At 67.1% G+C, this 17,951-nt stretch carries 16 protein-coding genes and 1 pseudogene; 10 read left to right on the forward strand and 7 right to left on the reverse strand.

The window, feature by feature from the left end:
- Positions 1–76: 76 nt before the first annotated feature.
- Positions 77–469: a hypothetical protein gene (locus ACWEPG_RS25320; RefSeq protein ID WP_450114011.1), complete on the reverse strand. Its 393-nt coding sequence runs from the start codon at positions 467–469 to the stop codon at positions 77–79.
- Positions 470–2,657: 2,188 nt separating this feature from the next.
- Here ACWEPG_RS25320 and ACWEPG_RS25325 point away from each other — a divergent pair.
- Complete coding sequence (locus ACWEPG_RS25325) at positions 2,658–3,191, forward strand: glutathione peroxidase (protein WP_450114010.1); 534 nt, start codon at positions 2,658–2,660, stop codon at positions 3,189–3,191.
- An 86-nt stretch (positions 3,192–3,277) separates the two neighbouring features.
- Here the strand turns inward: ACWEPG_RS25325 and ACWEPG_RS25330 are convergent.
- Positions 3,278–3,439, reverse strand: a pseudogene (locus tag ACWEPG_RS25330) (winged helix-turn-helix transcriptional regulator); the annotation flags it as partial.
- Between the two features lie 122 nt (positions 3,440–3,561).
- Here ACWEPG_RS25330 and ACWEPG_RS25335 point away from each other — a divergent pair.
- From ACWEPG_RS25335 to ACWEPG_RS25350, 4 genes are all read left to right on the forward strand, one after another.
- Positions 3,562–4,479, forward strand: a complete 918-nt coding sequence (locus ACWEPG_RS25335; protein ID WP_450114009.1) for an NADP-dependent oxidoreductase — start codon at positions 3,562–3,564, stop codon at positions 4,477–4,479.
- 416 nt (positions 4,480–4,895) lie between these two features.
- Positions 4,896–6,299, forward strand: a complete 1,404-nt coding sequence (locus ACWEPG_RS25340) for an aldehyde dehydrogenase family protein (protein WP_452595659.1) — start codon at positions 4,896–4,898, stop codon at positions 6,297–6,299.
- An 82-nt stretch (positions 6,300–6,381) separates the two neighbouring features.
- A complete protein-coding gene (locus tag ACWEPG_RS25345; RefSeq protein ID WP_450114008.1) occupies positions 6,382–7,005 on the forward strand; it encodes a ClpP family protease in 624 nt (207 codons plus the stop codon).
- A complete protein-coding gene (locus ACWEPG_RS25350) occupies positions 7,002–7,601 on the forward strand; it encodes a ClpP family protease (RefSeq protein ID WP_450114007.1) in 600 nt (199 codons plus the stop codon). The genes ACWEPG_RS25345 and ACWEPG_RS25350 overlap by 4 nt, the downstream gene beginning before the upstream one ends.
- A gap of 50 nt (positions 7,602–7,651) precedes the next feature.
- Here ACWEPG_RS25350 and ACWEPG_RS25355 read toward each other — a convergent pair whose 3' ends face one another.
- The gene (locus tag ACWEPG_RS25355; protein ID WP_450114006.1) at positions 7,652–8,152 is read right to left on the reverse strand and encodes a helix-turn-helix domain-containing protein; all 501 of its coding nucleotides are present in this window, start codon (positions 8,150–8,152) and stop codon (positions 7,652–7,654) included.
- 182 nt (positions 8,153–8,334) lie between these two features.
- Here ACWEPG_RS25355 and ACWEPG_RS25360 point away from each other — a divergent pair, with 182 nt between their 5' ends.
- On the forward strand, positions 8,335–9,132 hold the full coding sequence (locus ACWEPG_RS25360; RefSeq protein WP_450114005.1) for a TolB family protein: 798 nt from the start codon (positions 8,335–8,337) through the stop codon (positions 9,130–9,132).
- 10 nt (positions 9,133–9,142) lie between these two features.
- Here the strand turns inward: ACWEPG_RS25360 and ACWEPG_RS25365 are convergent, their stop codons facing one another.
- Positions 9,143–10,018, reverse strand: coding sequence for a hypothetical protein (locus ACWEPG_RS25365; protein WP_450114004.1), 876 nt, complete (start codon positions 10,016–10,018; stop codon positions 9,143–9,145).
- 224 nt (positions 10,019–10,242) lie between these two features.
- The gene (locus ACWEPG_RS25370; protein ID WP_450114003.1) at positions 10,243–10,737 is read right to left on the reverse strand and encodes a DUF1877 family protein; all 495 of its coding nucleotides are present in this window, start codon (positions 10,735–10,737) and stop codon (positions 10,243–10,245) included.
- Between the two features lie 744 nt (positions 10,738–11,481).
- Between ACWEPG_RS25370 and ACWEPG_RS25375 the strand changes: the two genes are divergently transcribed.
- From ACWEPG_RS25375 to ACWEPG_RS25390, 4 genes are read left to right on the forward strand one after another with little or no spacing between them, the layout of a single operon-like run.
- Positions 11,482–13,941, forward strand: coding sequence for a sensor histidine kinase (locus ACWEPG_RS25375; protein WP_450114002.1), 2,460 nt, complete (start codon positions 11,482–11,484; stop codon positions 13,939–13,941).
- Between the two features lie 2 nt (positions 13,942–13,943).
- Entirely contained in the window at positions 13,944–14,357 is a 414-nt protein-coding gene (locus ACWEPG_RS25380; protein ID WP_450114051.1) for a roadblock/LC7 domain-containing protein, read from the forward strand.
- A gap of 6 nt (positions 14,358–14,363) precedes the next feature.
- A complete protein-coding gene (locus ACWEPG_RS25385) occupies positions 14,364–14,753 on the forward strand; it encodes a DUF742 domain-containing protein (RefSeq protein ID WP_450114001.1) in 390 nt (129 codons plus the stop codon).
- 6 nt (positions 14,754–14,759) lie between these two features.
- Positions 14,760–15,341: a GTP-binding protein gene (locus ACWEPG_RS25390; protein ID WP_450114000.1), complete on the forward strand. Its 582-nt coding sequence runs from the start codon at positions 14,760–14,762 to the stop codon at positions 15,339–15,341.
- Positions 15,342–15,791: 450 nt separating this feature from the next.
- On the opposite strand, the gene ACWEPG_RS25395 is transcribed toward ACWEPG_RS25390, so the two are convergent.
- Entirely contained in the window at positions 15,792–16,457 is a 666-nt protein-coding gene (locus ACWEPG_RS25395; protein WP_452595611.1) for a methyltransferase domain-containing protein, read from the reverse strand.
- A gap of 81 nt (positions 16,458–16,538) precedes the next feature.
- Positions 16,539–17,570 (reverse strand): alpha/beta fold hydrolase, encoded by a 1,032-nt coding sequence (locus ACWEPG_RS25400; RefSeq protein WP_452595612.1) that lies wholly within the window; start codon positions 17,568–17,570, stop codon positions 16,539–16,541.
- Between the last annotated feature and the right edge of the window lie 381 nt (positions 17,571–17,951).

The following is a 17,951-nucleotide window of genomic DNA, read 5'->3' on the forward strand; positions in this document are numbered from 1 at the left end:
GCCCTGCGGGGTCTTGCTCGATGACGTGAGCGGCGGCGAGGTGCGGAACCCCGGGCCGTCACCCCCAGCGGTGGCGTCAGGGGACGACCACCTCCGTCGAAACAGGAATGCTCGGGTGGTCGGTCCGCAAGGTGAGCCGAACGCGTCCCGGGCCCGTACCCACATGCACGTTCATCGGCCGGGTGCTCGTGTTGCTCGCGGGAACGTACCGGCTCACCGTGCCACTTTGACCGGTGTCGAGGTTCTGCCACTCGACGATCGCAGTCACGTCGCACGCCAGGACGGTCGGCGCCCACTCGCCGAGCGGTGAGAAGCCTTGCGAGATTCTCAATTCGACGGAATGGACGGCCCCCGGAGCTGCGGAGTACTCCCACAGAGGTCCGTCGAACGCGTTCCCGGAAGCGACCAGCATGCCTGCACAGATGCCGTTTCCGAGCGTCCACACCGGGGCCATTCCGACGTCGGTCATGGCGCACGTTCGTGGTCCCACATTCGACCACCCGAGCTGACAAGAATCGGCAGCGCCGGCCACGCCCGGCGCCGCAACGAACATCGCAGTGCCCAGAAGCCCGGCGGCTGCGGCTGAAGCAAATCGATGTGAAATTTTCATGCTTCGAGCATCGTCCGGTTTGCCGTGTTCGTTACACCGCACAGTGTGCGTGGATCCGGATGCGCGGGAGTGGTTCTGGATTCCCCTCCTGTCCCGGCGAACGCGTCGGTCCTGTAATGGTGGTGCACAGGCAGCCGATGTTCTCGGTGTCGGGACACGCGCGGGTCGTGCGTGTCGGGGTTCGGGGTGGTCCGGAAACAAGGGGTGGGTATGAGAACAACCGCTGCAGTGTGGTTTGTTGCTTCGGGTCTGGTGGTCGCTGGTTGCGCTGATGGCGGCACGCCGGCCGACACGGGGGGTGAGTCCTCGGTGACCACCACGGTCGCGGCAGTCTCCCCAACGCCTTTCACGAGCGGTGCCCCGATTGCAGCTACCGCGCCGCAACCCGCGGACGCTGGGTCCAGCGGCTCGGCGGACGCTGACAGCGCAACCGCCGGACCGGACGAGGCTCACCCCGATTCGCACGCGGCGGAGGGAACTCAGTGGCCCGGCCCCAACAGGTCCGGGGCGGCGCCCTCGCCGGATTTCCCCACGACACTTCCGGAATGGACGCTGTCGCGGTCCTGGACGGGTACGGCCCGGGCATTCCCGGGACAGTGGACGGCGGCCCCGGGACCGGACAACATGCCGTACACCGCACCCCAGAATCACTGCGACAGTGGTCGCATCCTGGTTCGGTGGCGCGCACTGAATCCCAACGCGACCGTGATCGCGACGGACCAGGCTCCGCGGGACCCGTCCCTGGTCACGGCGAACGCCGGGTGGATGGACTTGGATGCCTGTCACGTTCCGGCGTTCCAGTTCGCCGCCAGCACTGATGCGAGCACTCTGACCGATGTCACGGTCGCGATTCAGCAGTGGTCACCGGCCCCCTAGCGACATTCGCGGGCTCGCACGGACCGCGACGAGGGTCTGGGCTACAAGCGGATTGACCGGGTTCGCATCGACCCGGCGTTGCGTTGATTCGGATGCACAGGAGATTTCGGATTTCCTTGCCGGGCCTGCCGGTTCGCCCCGCGAGCCCGACCGGCCTGTAATGCTGGTGCCGCAGTCGTCGATGTTCTCGGTGTTGACACGCGGGCTATCGACCGTGTCGGGGGTTCGGCGCGGTCCGGAAACTGGGGGTGGGGATGAGGACAACTGCTGCAGTGTGGTTGGTTGCTTTGGGGCTGGTGGTTGCCGGTTGTGCTGACGGGAGCACGCCGACCGATACGGGGGGTGCATCGTCTGCAACTCCGACTGTCGTGGCGGTCTCCCCAACGCCTTTCGTCAGCAGTGCTCCGGTGGCAGCCGCGACGCCGCCACCGGAGGAGACTGCGGCCGGCGGCTATTCGGATGTTGAGGACGCACCTGTGGAACCGGACGAGGCGCCACTCGATCCGCAAGTGACTTCTGACCAGCCGCTCGAGCCCATACGCGGACCCCAACAGATTTCGGGGTGTGGAACAGACAAGAATGTCCACAACCGAGGAACCACCTTTTATGTCGACGGTTCCTGGTCGCCGTGGACGCAGTACTGCGCCGACCAGTTCGACGCGGTGAACAATCCGCCCAACCCGCCGGGGACGATGGGAGGCGGAGGAGCTGTTGCGGGCCCCTGTGGCACGGGCGAAGAGGGAGTGATCACGTACACCCCGGATGGCCGAAAGCAGCAGTGCTCGGCTGGACACTGGGTTTACATTCGTTGATCGCGAAGGCATCCGTGGTGGCGAACGACCGACGCTGATCAGCAGCCGAAGATGGTCTCCAGGCGGCCGTCAGTTCGTTCGGCGACTGCCAGGTGGTTCCGGCGGCGCTCGTCCGATCGAAGAGGTTCCCGACCTCGGACGATTCCTCGGCACGGCCCGCCCGCGTCCGGTGCATGCGCCGGGCGGAGCCGGTGGTGTGGAGGATCCACGGTTGGGACGCGAGCCGTAACATCCAGTGTGATTTCAGGGCATCCTGCTACGCCGCGAGAACGCGCTGAAACCCCTGTACACGAGAATTCCTGTGCACGATCCGAAACAGCTGTTCCGTTCCATCCGCACGACATCAAGAGGAAGTGTTCATGAGCGTCCACAACTTCACCGTCGCGACCGCCGACGGCACCACCGAGGACCTGAGCGGCTACGCCGGCAAGTACCTGCTCATCGTCAACGTCGCCAGCAAGTGCGGCCTGACCCCCCAGTACGAGGGCCTCGAGGCACTGAACCGCAAGTCCGACGATCTCGGCCTGCAGATCATCGGCTTCCCGTGCAACCAGTTCGCGGGCCAGGAACCCGGCACCGACGCCGAGATCCAGGAGTTCTGCCGCGTCAACTACGACGTCACCTTCCCGGTGTACGGCAAGATCGACGTCAACGGCGACGACGCGCACCCGCTGTACCAGCACCTGCGCGCCGAGGCGCCCGGCGACTTCGGCCCGGACCACGGCTTCCTGTTCGAGCACGTCAGCAAGACGATGCCCGAGTCGATCGGCACCGACGCGGTCAAGTGGAACTTCACCAAGTTCCTCGTCGACCCCGAAGGCAAGGTCGTGCAGCGCTTCGAGCCGACCGTCCTGCCTGCGGAGATCGAGACGGCGCTCGCCGAGCTCGCCTAGCAGCGCCGAATCCAGCTCACCCGCCCCCGGGACCGGCCACACCGGTCTCCGGGGGCGGTCCCGTCGAGGGCGTCGCGCGGTCTGCGACCGGTCGGTCGCGCGAGTCCACCGCCGAGCGCGGCCAGGATCAGCGCGACCCATTTGTCGGAGATCCGGTCGAGTAGCCGGCGGCTGGGGCAGCTCGCCAGGAACGCGTCGTACTCCTGCCTTGCCTGTGCCCGTTTCTGGGCAGCCGTCGTGGTCGGCATCGCCCCGCTCCTTCTTCGCGGAGGGTGGCTTACGCACTTCGAAGTGCGTACTTCCCGCTGGGAAGCTACCCACCAATCATGAAGCGAGGGGGTCCCCACAGACAAGCAGGAGGAGCGACGTCATGAACACAGCGACCTTTCGCGCCGCCGTCGTCCGCACCCCCAGCGGACCCGGCTCGATCGAACTCATCAACGTTCCCGTCGTCGACGCCGGACCCGGCGAGGTGCGGGTCGCAATAGCCGCGGCGCCGGTCAACCCCGTCGACCTCGCCGTCGCCGAGGGCCGTTTCCACGCCGCGGGACTGATCGACCAACCCGAACACACCGGCCTGGGCTGGGACTTCGCCGGCACCGTCCTCGCCGCCGGACCGGGCGTGGACCTCGCCGTCGGGACCCGGGTCGCCGGTCTCGTCGGCGGCTTCGACCGCGACTTCGGCACCTACGCCGAGCAACTGGTCGTGCCGACCACCGACGTCGCCGTCGTGCCCGACGACATGGATCTGGTGACGGCCTCGACCGTGCCGCTCAACGGGTCGGCCGCGGCCGGGATCGTCGACCTGCTCGGCGACGCGCCCGCTGACGGCAACCGACTACTGGTGACCGGCGCGGCCGGGGCGGTCGGCGGATACCTCGCCATCCTCGCGCCGACCCGCGGCTGGCGGGTGACCGGGCTGGCCCGGGCGGACGACGAGAAGTTCGTCCGCAGCCTCGGTGCTGACTTCACCACCCGCGCCCAACCCGGGTGGGACGCCGTTGCGGACTGCGCGTCCATGCTCGAGCGGGGTCTCGCCCTGGTCCGTGACGGCGGCCGGTACGTCGGCGTCCGGCCGAACCTCGAACCGTCCACCGAGCGCGGCATCACCGTCGCCTCCGTGAACACCCAACCCGACGGTGTCCGCCTGGCCGCCTTGCTCGCCCGCGCCGCATCGGGTGAACTTCCGGCACGCGTGCACGCGGTCGTACCGCTGGACCGCGTCGCCGACGCCCACCGGGCCGTGGCCACGGGCGGGGTGCGCGGCCGCTACGTGCTCGCACCGTGACCTGCTCGCCCGCCCTCGGCGCGGCAGCTCTGCTTCGGCTCGGCATACCGCCACCACTGCGAGTCGGGCGCGGCGGGCACGCGAAAAATGTTGGGCACGAGGGTTATCGCGGGGTGTTGCCATGTCGGCGACAGATCAAGGTTCGTTGCGCAGGTTCGCAGTCTCGATCCGGGGCCGACCGCGGTACGCGTTGTCAGGCGAGAGGATTCGTCGAGTGTGGTCATCGACCACCCCGGACAGGTCGGATGTGTGGCACCCCTGTGGTTCCACCAGTATTGCCGATAGCATCTGATTGCACGAGGCGGTTCATGTCGGCGAGTGATCTGCTGGTTTCGGCTCCACGAAACTCACCATCGTCGACCGCATGTCGTGCCGCGCCGAACTCACATCGAGGTGAGGAAGCCGCGAAGAAGACGCTGAACGCACACCCCGGCACCACTGACAAGGGCATCACGATTCCCGAGATCGTCACGGGGCTCCGGGCGACCTACGCTGTCGGCCGCACCAGACCCGCATCATGGCGCATCGATCAACTGCGAGGAATCGAGCGGATGCTGGACGAGCGTGAGGCCGAGATCGCCCGGGCCCTGGCCGACGACCTCGGACGTGATGCCTTCGAGTCCTGGATGGTCGACATCCTCCCCAACAAGATCGAGGCCGCCCACGCACGCAAAAGGGTGCGCCGGTGGATGCGCAGCCGCCCGCGCCCGCTGCCGCTGCAGCAGATGCCCGCGCTCGGTTGGGTGCAGTACGAGCCGCTGGGGGTGGTGCTCGTCATCGGGGCGTGGAACGCACCTCTGTCGGTCACCCTGGGACCGCTGGTCGCCGCACTGTCGGCGGGGAACTGCGCGGTCGTCAAGCCATCGGAGCTCGCTCCCGCGACCTCGCGCCTGATGGCCCGGATTCTCCCCGAATACCTCGACGCCGACGCCATCGCCGTGGTCGAGGGTGACGGGCAGACCACCCAGAGCCTGCTCGCACAGGGCTTCGACCACGTGTTCTTCACCGGCGGCACCGAGATCGGCAGGAAGATCCTGGCGGGGGCCGCGCCGCACCTGACACCGGTGACGCTCGAACTCGGCGGTCGGAACCCGGCGATCGTGATGCGGGACGCGGACCTCGCCGTGACCGCCCGTCGCGTCGCCTGGACGAAGGTCGCCAACTCCGGCCAGTCCTGCCTCGCGGCGGACTACGTGCTGGTCGAACGCGCCGTCCGGGACGAACTGATCGACCAAATCATCGGCAGTCTCAACGAATTCCGGGCGGAAGAACCCACGCGCGGCGTGCGAATCGTCAATGAGCGCCAGTTCGACCGGTTGGCCGGGTACCTCGCGCACACCGCGTCGAGGGTTGCGCTCGGGGGCGGTTCCGATCCCACCACACTGACGATCGAACCCACCGTGCTGGTTGACCCGAGCCCCGAGGAACCGGTCATGAGCGAGGAGATCTTCGGGCCGATCCTGCCCGTGCTCTCCGTCGACTCACTGGACGAGGCCATCGCCTTCGTCAACGCACGGCCGAAACCCCTGGCCTCCTATGTCTTCACGCGTTCGGCGCGGGCTCGCCGTCGTGTGCTGTCCGAGGTCAGCTCCGGGGGAGCGGTGGTCAATCACCTCACCTACCAGCTCGTGGCGCCCCAGCTCCCCTTCGGTGGTGTCGGCTCCAGCGGGATGGGGCGGTACCACGGCAGATCGGGATTTGAAACCCTCAGCAACCGAAAGGCCGTGCTGCGCAAGCCGTTCACCCCCGATCTCCGGCTCACCTACCCGCCCTACACCGACCGGGCGATCAATGTGATCCGCAGGCTGTACCGGGCCTGACGTAGGTTGGTTTCGCGGTCGGCGGATCCGCTCACAGCAGCGTGGCGTTGCCCGCCGGACTTCCGGACCGCAGGGTTGGGGCATGTCCGAGAACACGATTGATCCCACCGCGGTCCTCGACCGCGACCTGAACCAACGCCTGTTCGCGCAGCGGATGATTCTGCTTGGCGACGCGCTCGAACAGTCCAACACGAACCGCATCTGCACCGCATTGCTGGTCCTCGCCGCCGAGGACCCGGAGTCGGACATCGCGCTGGTGATCAACTCGCCGGGCGGTTCGGTGCCGGGCATGCTGGCCATTCGCGACTGCATGCGCGCCGTGCCCAACGATGTCACGACCGTGAACCTCGGCATGGCCTACAGCGCGGGGCAGTTCCTGCTGTCGGCAGGAACCCACGGCAAGCGAGTGACCCTCCCACACGCGAAGGTGTTGCTGCATCAGGGGTCCGGCGGTATGGGAGGCTCCGCTCCCGACATCGCGATCCAGGCCGACGACATCCGCCACACCCGTGACACCGTCCTCGCGTGCATCGCCGAGGACACCGGCAGATCTCTCGCTCAGGTCACCGAGGATTCGGTGCGGGACCGCTGGTTCACCGCGGACCAGGCGCTCGACTACGGCTTCGTCGACCGGATCGTGACCACCCTCGACGAGGTCGTCCCGCGTCGGCTCCCGCGGTCCTTCGGTCTGGGGGTGGCCAGGTGAGCACCTACACCATCCCCTACGTCACGCTGACGACCTCGACGGGTGAACGCACGGTCGACGTCTACAGTCGGTTGCTCGCCGAGCGGATCGTGTACCTGGGCACCGCAGTCGATCAGGGAGTTGCGAACGCCGTCATCGCGCAACTACTTCACCTGGAGAGCGAGGCACCGGACCGGCCGATCTCGCTGTACATCAACTCTCCGGGTGGTGCCGTCCCTGCGGTCCTGGCCGTGTACGACGCGATGCAGTTCGTCCGCGCGCCGATCGAGACGACCTGTGTGGGCGAGGCGGTGGGCAGCGTGGCGCTGCTGTTGGCCGGGGGTGCCCCGGGCCGGCGGGCGATCCTGCGCCACGGGCGAGTTGTCCTGCATCCACCGATGACCGAGGGTGGTCGTGCGGCCATCCCCGACCTCGTCCTCGAGGCCGAGGAGATCGAACGGGTCCGCAGGCTGCAGGAACAGATCCTTGCGGACAGCACCGGACGCGAGGCCGAACAGGTACGCCGCGACATCGAGCGGCAACTCGTTCTCGCCCCCGAAGCGGCGATCGACTACGGCATCGTCGACACCGTCGTCGCCGACCGCGAGATGGCCTGACGATGCCTCGGCACGGGCGACGGTGCGCCAGCCGCACCGCCGCGGAATCTTCAGGCCGCCAGGCACACCGGGCCCTGTAGTGCCCGTCGTCCGGTGGCTGCACGCGGTGCGGCACCCAGCGGCACGACCGGGGTGAGACGGTACGCCCGCTGAGCCAAACCCTCGACGGTGGTGCCGAGCGCGCCGGCGACCGCGGCAAGCAACTCGGACGACGGATCCTTCACGCCGCGCTCGATCTCCGACAGGTACTGCGGCGAGACGCCGGCCCGCTGCGCGACGTCCGTCAAACGCTCGGCGCGCTCGGTGCGGATCCGGCGGATCTGCTCTCCGACAACCTCACGCCACAGCCGCTCCGGCGCGCCGGTGGTTTGCTTCGTCGGGGTGACGGGCTCGGCAGGGCCGGCCGCCGGCCGGGTGCCCCGGTGAGTGGCGTGACGCCCATTCGGTCCCGAAGGAGCCGGTGCGATCCTGGCGATCCGCACGGGCTTGTCACCCTCGACCGCGGCGTCGCGGGATCCGGCCACATGGTGGGAAGTCCGCTGAACGACCATGGCAGTAGGCTACCCGCTGCTCCCTCGGGCGGCGGTTGTCCAGCACTCCGATTCTGTGCGGCTTCCCGGCCCGCACGGCCGGCTGCTGCGATCATCACTCGATGCGATTCTCCCGGTTGTTGCCCGTTCTCGCCGCCGCATCCGTCTTGGCAGGGTGCGCGGACGACTCGCGACCTTCGCCCGTGATCGTGTCCTTCGACGACGGGTGGGGGCAGGTTTTCGTGGCGAACATCGACGGCAGCGGTCTGCGGCAGGTCACCCCGACCGTGGCCGACGACATGTCCGATGGCCGATACGGCACCTACGCCGCGCTGTCACCGGACGGCGCGCTGCTGGCCTACACCCGGGGCGGGAGGTTCATCGAGGTGGTGGATCTCGAATCGGGTGAGACGAGAACTGTTCACGAGGGTGGCTATCAGCCGGCCTTCTCGCCGGACGGGTCGTCCATCGCGTTCGCGAGCGGCGGCAGTATCAGCATCATGAACACCGACGGTTCCGACGTGCGGGTCATCGCCGAGGAGGAGTCCGCTTCCGGGCCGACGTTCACGCCCGACGGGTCGCGGGTGGTCTTCAACGTCGGCGGATACATCGTCGAGGTGCCGACGGCGGGTGGGGAATCGAAGGTGATTCTGCGGGACCAGTTCTGGAACGCGGACCCTGCATACTCACCTGACGGCTCCACCCTGGTCTTCTCGAGCAACCGTGGCGGCAACAACGGCTCCGAGATCTACTCGATGCCCGCCGGTGGTGGAGACATCACGCCGTTGACCGACACGTACGCGGTTCATCCGGAGTTCACCCCCGACGGTTCTCGCATCCTCTACACCAGGGCGACGACGCAGTCGGGGGATCCGGTGACCGATGTGTCCACCTCGAGCCGTCCGGAGCTCGCCTCGATGAATCCGGACGGCTCCGATCAGAAGAGGTTGACGCCCCGTTCCATCACGGCACAGGGCCCGAGTATCGGTGGGGGACACTGATGTCGGCCGCTCAGGCTCGTCGCTCCGGTCGGAGCGCCCGTCGGGCCATCCGGACGACGAACGACTGCGGGGGCTGCCAGACGTCGCGGTCCTCGAATGACCATGCGTAGGTTGGGGCTCCGTCGCGGATACAGTCCAGCAGGCCGGGCGCTGCGAGCTCGTGAGACGACCACTCGTAGAGCTGCTGCAGCCGTGGGATGATCACCCCGTAGTCCAGGGCCCGGCCGAATCCGAGCTCGGCATCGAGGTAGGAACGTACCCCCTCGCCGAGTGGGTACTCGTCCGGAAGCACCCGCGACAGCTGCAGGAAGATTCCGGTCATCCCCAGTCTCGGGTCACCGAGGAACGGGGCGAGGGGGCGTAGCCATCCCAGCGAGATTCGGGGGGCTGCGACGAGGGCGTGGCTGTACAGCACTCGGCAGAGCACGACGTTCATGAAGAAGCGCTCGGCCTCGTTCTCGTCGCCCGCCAGGTCGCGGTGCTCGAGGTAGGCAGCGACGACGCTCCCGTTGTGCGCCCGATACCAGGCCCTAGCGGTCGGGTAGTCGGCGAAGGACATCCAGAAGTCGACCGTCTGCGAGGAGGTCGGCCCGGTGAAGTCCCCGCTCAGGGCCACGGCCTCACATCCGTCACGAATGATCCGCTCGTTCACCGCACGCCACCACGGGCTACCGGGATGGTCGCTGGACAGTGGTTGCAGCAAACCTCGCCGGAATTGCCATCGCATGAACGACATCGCGGCCCGGCGGAACGGGAGATGCCGCGGGGCCTGGCCGTACGGGCCGTGGTAGCAGCGGTGCATGAGCGCGATCCGGCCAGCCGGATCGTCGCGCACAGAAGCGATCTGCTGCTCGGCCCACGCCGCGGCAGTAGCCCCAGCACCCACGTCAACATGATCGCACGCGCTGTGAGGGTCCAGACCGGGTCCGTGGTCAGCAGGCTTGTGTTGGCCCTGCCTACCGCGGGCCGTCGAGCGCGACGGACAGCGTGTCGGACCAGTAGCCGAGATCGAGCCCGCATGCTGGTCTGCCCTCGAGTGGGCCGTGGTTGTTCATGCGATCGCCGGTGTCCGCCGTGGCGCGGGCGGTTTCGAACGGCCTGAGCGGGCAATCAGAATCGCACGGTGAACACCACGTGCCGGTCGTCGCGGTCCGCGCGCTGGAAGAAGTCCTTCACTTCCTGCAGCCAACCCCAGGCATATGCGCGCTCGTCCGCGCCGTACTCGGGGTTGCGATCGTCGAGCGGCATCGCGTCGTAGCCTGCGCCGAAATCGGATTCGGTGATGCCGGTCAGGTACCCGGCGACTTCGCCGACCCGGTCGGGTGCCAGGTAGGTGATCAGTTGGTCGTCGGTGTCCGTGTTGAGGTCCTCGTCCCCCAGGATCACGCCGTACGCCGGCCAGTTCTCGGGCACGCGCTGGTACCCGGCGCTGGAGAGGGCACACAGGATCGGGTCCCACGCCTTGTCCGTGTCGCACGAGAACTCGGCGCGTCCTGTCTCCTCGATGTCCTCGACGACCCCGCCGAGCCTGCCGTCGTCGCCACGCGCGTCGAGAAGCTCCGCTGCCAGGCGGTCGGAAAGCGCGAAGTGCACTCCAAGTTCCATGGCGTCAACGCTAACGGCTGCGCCTGCGCATCCGGCCACGCCACCTCGCGTCGGACGCGCCCGCTGGACGCTTTCGCCGACGAGCAGGTGGGGGACGCACTGTGTGGCAGTGGCGAACGGATATCGGTCGATTCCTGGACACGAAACCGGAGACGATGCGGTGATCGGCGAACAGCGGGACGAAGCGTCCGCTGTTCTCACGGTAGGGCGATCAGGCGTCCTGGGATGTCGAGGGGTTTGGGGTGACCGTGCGGCCGCACCAGTAGACGTCATGAGTTGCAAAATGATGGCCGCAGCTCCGGTTCGGGTATTTCCCGTGGGATAGCCGGTGGGTTGTGTTCGGGGCCTCAACTGGTGGGGCTCGTGTCCGTCTCGGGCTGGCGTTCATCGTTCGCCACGAGTGGTCATCTACTCGAATCGGCGCCTTCGGGCGTGTTCAGAGGACGGCGACCGTACGGCGGAGGACCAGGGGGCCTCTTCGATTCGTGCATCTTCGTGCGAAACCGGTCCCTCTTTGTCGGAAACCTGTGTCACGCGCCAGCTGTTCGCTGGGGTGGTCCCCATCGGCCAGGTCCGCATCGTATCGAGCAGCACTCCGCGAACAAAGGAATTCGTTAGCTTTGCTATCCATGTTTGCCGCGTCCTGGGCTAGCGTTAAACACCAAGCGGCCCGGCCGAATCAGGAAGGATCGGGTAATCGAGGCCGAAGTACACATATGAGATTCGGCCAGCTATATTCCCCCGATGTTTAAAGTGCGCCTCGGCATCCGAGCCCGGATCCTGGCCATCGCATTGGTTCCCAGCCTGGCGTTGCTCGGAATCGGTGTAGGCACAGCTGGCTACCTGATCCGTGAAGGCCGACAGTCCGAACAGTGGGCGGAAGCGAACCGGGATGCCGTGAGCCGCGCTCGCGACGTGGTTGCCGGTGTGGAACAGGAGCGGATGCTGTCGCTGTGGCACCTCTCCGGTGAACAGAGCGATCCGGCCGCGCTGGGCGTAGCACGGACCACGCTCGACGCCGCGTTCGCGGAGCTGGCCCCCTACGCAGCAAAGCTGCAGAGCGTGTCGCAAGGCGCCATGGGTGCCGACACGGGTGGGTTCGACACCTTGGCCGCCGCCCTGCCTCAGATTCGCGGTCAGATCGACGCAGGACGAATGTCGATCGTCGACACGTACTCCATCTACAACCAAATTCTCGACGCGGTTGCGCTCGGCACCAACCTCATCACCACCAACGCGCCCAGCGCCGAGGTCGGCGTCGCACTCATCAATGGCGTGCGCATCCTGCACGCGATGGAGGGAATGTCGCGCTCCGCCGCGCTCACCGCTGCCGAACTGCAAGGACAGCTCAGCAGCGGTCCGCTGCGCAACGACTATCGAAATCTGGTCGGGTCCTACCGGGTCGCACTTCCACAGCTCGCCGCCGACCTGGGTACCGATCCTGCTGCCGAGAAGATCCAGGCGGCACTGGCATCCCCCGGCTGGCAGCAGGTGGCCGCGATGGAGGATTACCTCATCAATCCCCCGGAGCCGGACAAGGACGGTGACGTCGCCCCACCGCCCATGACCTTCGCCGAGTGGCACACCGCGCAGGAACAGATGTCCGAAGGCGTGATCGACGCGTGGAACGGCCTGAACGACCAGGCGAACCGGATTGCTGCCGACGAGGGCAAACGCACCGCGATGAACTCACTGTTGGTGGGTGCGGCCGTGCTGGCGCTCGCGCTCGTGGCGTTCCTGCTGTCGCTGTGGCTGGCCAACCGACTGATCGGGCGGCTCAAGCGCCTGCGCAAGGAAACACTGGACCTGGCAGAGGTCGAACTGCCCGAAACCATGCGAAAGCTGGGTGCGGGTGAGCAGATCGATCCCAGTGCTGCGCGCCTGGACTTCGGTGACGACGAGATCGGCTCGGTGGCGCAGGCCTTCAACCGCGCGCACGAAGCGGCCGTGTCCGCCGCGGTCGCCGAGGCTCGCACCCGCGAGGGGGTGCGCGCGGTGTTCCTCAACATCGCCCACCGAAGCCAGATGGTGGTGCACCGGCAACTCGAGGTCCTGGACGAGGCCGAACAGCGCCAAGAGGATCCCGCCATGCTGGAGACCTTCTTCCGACTCGACCACCTGGCGACCCGCGAACGCCGCAATGCCGAGAACCTCATCATTCTCGGCGGCGGCGAGCCCGGCCGCCAGTGGCGGAGTCCGGTGCCACTCGTCGATCTGGTGCGGAGCGCGATCGGTGAGAGCCTCGACTACACGCGGGTCCACACCCGCCGCATGCCTCAGGTGTACATCGTCGGCAACGTGGTCGCCGACCTCATCCACCTGCTCGCCGAACTGGTCGACAATGCGACGGCGTTCTCGCCGCCGCAGTCACGCGTCGAAGTGAGCGGCAACGTGGTCGGCAAGGGAGTCGCGATCGAGATCATCGATCAGGGCATGGGAATGTCCGCGGAAGAGCTCGACCGCGTCAACGAGACGCTGCGCAATCCCCCGGATTTCGGTGTCGACAGCCTCTCGGCGACTTCACGCCTGGGCGTGTTCATCGTCTCGCAGCTGGGGGCACGGCACGGAATCTCGGTTCAGCTGACCGAATCCGTGTACGGCGGCATTCGCGCCATCGTGCTGGTGCCGAACTCGGTGGTCGCCGCCGACGCGGCACCCATGGCCGACCACCAGCCCGATCGATTCGGCGGACGTCGCACCGAGAGGATGATGGCCACCGCGATGCCGGCTCTCGAGTCGACCGAATCTGCATCGGCTGCAACGGGTGTCGCAACACTGGCACCGCCCATTTCGGAGCTTCCCCCCGAACAGCCCGTGCGGTCGGTGGAACCGTCGCAGGAGTGGGCGATCGTCGAGCAGACCGACAACGCGCCGTACGCCGAGTACACGGAGCATGATGTGACGACGCCGTGGCACGAGCTGCCGACAGCAGCTGTCGAACCGGAGTACCGCACCCCGCAACCGTTGCCCGACAACGGTGGTGACGGTCGCCCAGGCCTTCCTCGCCGTCGTCGGCAGGCCAGTCTGGCGCCGGAACTGGCGCACGATCCTGAATTCGAGATGGAAGCGCAGCAGCCGTCACGATCGGCGGAACAGGCGCGAGATCTGTTCTCCGCGATCGCGTACGGTACCGAGCAGGCTCGGCATTCGGCACCCCCGCCCGGGTATACAACCGGGGACGAAATGGAAGGTGAAGGAAGGTGAAGGTGACGACTTCTAACTCAGGTGATCTGAACTGGCTTCTCGACGATCTGGTCAATCGTCTTGCCGGGGTGCGCTACGCGGTCGTGCTTTCCACCGATGGGCTGTTGCTGGGCCGGTCCACGTCCATGAGCCGTGAGGACGCCGAGCACTTCTGCGCCATGTCGGCCACTCTGTACGGGCTGGCACGCAGCGCGGGACGTCGCTTTCAGGGCGGCGGTGTTCGCCAGGCCGTCATCGAACTGGAGAACGCGGTGCTGTTCGTGACGGCGGCCGGTAGCAACGCATGTATCGCATTGCAGGCCGCCGACACCGCGAATCTGGGTATGGTCGCGTACGAAATGAACCTGACCGTGCAGCGAGTCGGTAGCCATCTGTCCGCCGATCCTCGTATCGGCGCGGCCGAGCATGGAGCGTAGGTTGCCGTGACAGGTATGGGGCAAGCGTGGTTCGACGATGCGGCGGGTCCTCTGGTTCGCCCGTACGCCGTCACACGGGGCCGCACGATGGGCGCGGGACACGATCTCGACATGCTCACGCTGGTCGTGACCGTGTCCCCCGCTCCGCGGCTGCAGCACGTCGAAACGGAGTACGAGGAGATCGTTCAGTTGTGCCGCACTGCGCAGTCGGTGGCCGAGGTCTCGGCACACCTGAATCTGCCTCTGGCGGTTACCAAAATCCTGGTCGGTGATCTCATCGCCGAGGGAATGCTGAACTTCCGGACTCCCGCCGGCAACGACTCCGTCAACGACATTGCCGGGATCGGCGACCTGAACATTCTGCAAGCAGTGCTCGATGGAATCCGAAAGCTGTAGACAACCATGCATGACAATGCGTCCTCAGCCGACCTGGCTGCTTCGGTCAAAATCCTCGTAGCCGGCGGCTTTGGAGTCGGTAAGACCACGATGGTGTCCGCAGTCAGCGAGATCGCACCACTGCGCACCGAGGAAACGATCACCGAATTGTCCACCGGCATCGACGATTTGTCGGGCGTGGAGGGCAAAACCACGACCACGGTGGCGCTGGACTTCGGTCGTATCACCATCGATGAAAGGCTGGTTCTGTACCTGTTCGGTACGCCTGGACAGGACCGGTTCTGGTTCCTTTGGGACGAACTGGTGCGCGGAGCCCTCGGTGCCGTCGTTCTGGCGGACACCCGTCGGTTGGAGAACTCGTTCGCCGCCATCGACTTCTTCGAACGGCGCGGAGTCTCGTTCGCGGTCGCGGTGAACTGCTTCGACAGCGCCCAGGCCTACACAACCGACGAGGTTCGCGAGGCACTCGACCTCGACACCAGTACCCCCGTCGTGCTGTGCGACGCGCGTGATCGCGAGTCGTGCAAATCCGTACTGATAACGCTCGTCGAACACCTCATCGCTCAGGCCACCACCTCGGTGGCCTGAGCAATCCGGTGTTTCGTGGTCGCGGCCCGAGCAGTCTCCGGACTCGCGGGGGCGGTTCACACAGCTCAGCGCCTCCACTGATCCACCGGCTGCGGCCTGCTGGTGGGACACGGCGCAAGTCGAAGAAGCCGACGGGCCGGTTGATCTGGCGAGCCGCGCGGCAACATGCTGCGCGGCTCGCTTACTCGTATTGAACAGCGCCTGCGGCGATATGTTGTGGCGCATTCGGATTCACCACCAGGTCGCGCCGGCAGTCCCAACCTGGCCCGCGACCGGCACGTGACGAACTCCCCAAGGATCCGGCAAACGTCCGAATTCTGTCTCCGGAGCTCAACGTGTCCGATTCTTCCCGAGAATCGATGTCCGCGGCTGCGAGCGACGTATGACGATCGAGCGAGAGGATGGAATCGCGTAGCGGCTCACGCTCCCGGTCGACTGCGATGCGCTGCTTCACGCCGTCGCAGTGCCTGCGATGTGGGTATTGAACGGGAGGAACGGGGTGTGAACCCGGTAGCGGTCCATGGTGACGCTCTCGAACCCGGCGGTGTGCATGGAATGCTCCAGGTCTCGTTCGCATGAGCAGCCCTCGAAGGTCCAGGCCCACGGACGGCGAAGGATCCGTTGCGCGGCACGGGTCGGTGTGCCGCTCCTGGCCACCACGTGTTCGACGAATCGGAAGGTGCCGCCGGGGCGCAGGATGCGCCGGATCTCGGTGAGCACGGCCACTGGATCCTGCACCGAGCAGAGCACGAGCGAGGAGATGACGCTGTCGACACTGTGGTCGGGGAGGCCCGTCTGCTCGGCCGTGCGCTCGCGCAGGTCGAGCTGAACGCCGTGGCGGCGCGCTGCGGCGTGCAGCCGGCCGTGCATGTACCTGTTCGGTTCGACGGCGACGAGGGCGCCGCCGGGCGGGAGATATCGGAGGTTGGCGCCGACACCCGGGCCGATCTCGACGACCTCGCGCGGAAGCCCGCTGAACACGCGTCGTTTGCGCGGGCGGAGGTTCCACTCCAGATACGGACCCATGACCTGGAAGAACGCGGCATTGAAGCGGCCCCGACCGCCGTGCGGCTCGAAGCCGGTCGCTGACGGGGTGGTGGTAGTCGTGTCGATCATCTCTGCTCCAGCGGTGTCTCGTTGTTTGTCGATCTCACAACGATGCGCGACACCGTGAGGCGTGTCAGGCGTGGAACTACCTCACCCCGCCGATTCCGGCCGGTCGCGCCCTGCGGCGTACCACGCAGCAATCTGGGCTCGCGAGCGGAATCCGAGGCGCAGGCGGATCCGTTCGACATGACCCTCGGCGGACCGTTCATCGATGCCCAGCCGCGCGGCGAGTTCGCGGTTCGTGTACCCCTCGCTGATCAGCGCCGCGACCTCGCGCTGCCGGGCCGTCAACGTTCGGGTGCCCCGCCGTGAGACGCGCAGGCCGAGGAACCGGCGAACCGTCCCCACCAGTGCGTCCGCGTCACCCACGTACGGCAGATGCGAGCGGCCGGGCAGCACGATGAGCTGCGCGCCGGCGATGCCCTCGGCGAGTGCTGCGGCCTGCTCGACGGGAGCGGCCCGGTCGTGGGCTCGGTGCACCACCAACGTCGGGGCGCGCACCTGAGCGAGAAGGGCGCTGACGTCGAGCTCGTAGCTCATCGCCAAGAGCGCCCGGGCAGTGGCGGCGGTGGAGCAGGCCCTCTGGTAGCGACCGACCACCTCGCGCATCGTGGCACCGGCGTCGGGAGCGAAGATCTCGGTGAGCACGTCCGAGCCGAGTCCCCAATGCGACTCGACCAGTCCGAGGACGTGTTCCCGCACGCTGGGCGGGGAAATGTTCGCGCCGGACACCCAGCCGCCGTAGAGCACCAACCGCCGGACGGTGTCCGGGTGCGCTGCCGACCACGCCACCGCGACCGGCGCGCCCATCGAGGTGCCGATCAGGTCGAAGGGCTCCGGACCGACGGCCGCGGCGACCGCGTCGAGCTGGTCGAGCTCATGCGCCAGCGACGGCGACCGCGCCGACGGTGCCGACAGCCCACAACCAGCTCGGTCGTAACGCACGAGCCGACAGCCCTGCGCCAGACCCTCGTAGAACGCCCGCTCCTCCGGCAGCTCCCAGCTCAGCTGCAGGTGACTGAGCCAGCCGGAGACGTAGACGAGGGGCCGGCCGGCGCCGATCGTGGCGTACGCCAGGGTGCTGCCGTCGGTCGTCGTCAACCGACCAATGCGCTGCTGCACGCCCCCAATTCTGCTAGGTCACGTCGGTGTCGGCAGGTGCCCGTTCGTCGATTTTCGATGGATACCCCGAGATCGACCGTCACGGTATTCTTCGGAGCAAGGTAGCCCTGCGCCCGATGGCGTCGCCCATCGGATCGTCGAGTGCGTGGGGTTTTGACGATGACTGCCGAAACGGCTGATCGCACTCTTGCTGTGTTCGTCCCGGGATGGGTTCTCGATGATCGCGCGCTCGCACCCCCCGCTCGCGGTGACGTCGTCGAAGTCGTGCTGACCTTCGACCTCACCGGCCCAACGCCCTCACCCTTTGGGCAGTCCGTGCGGGCAACCGTACGGCCGGTGTTCGGGCACACCCCCTACAACCACCCGGAGGGTGGACTGCGG

The sequence above is a fragment of the Rhodococcus sp. NPDC004095 genome, from assembly GCF_053604015.1.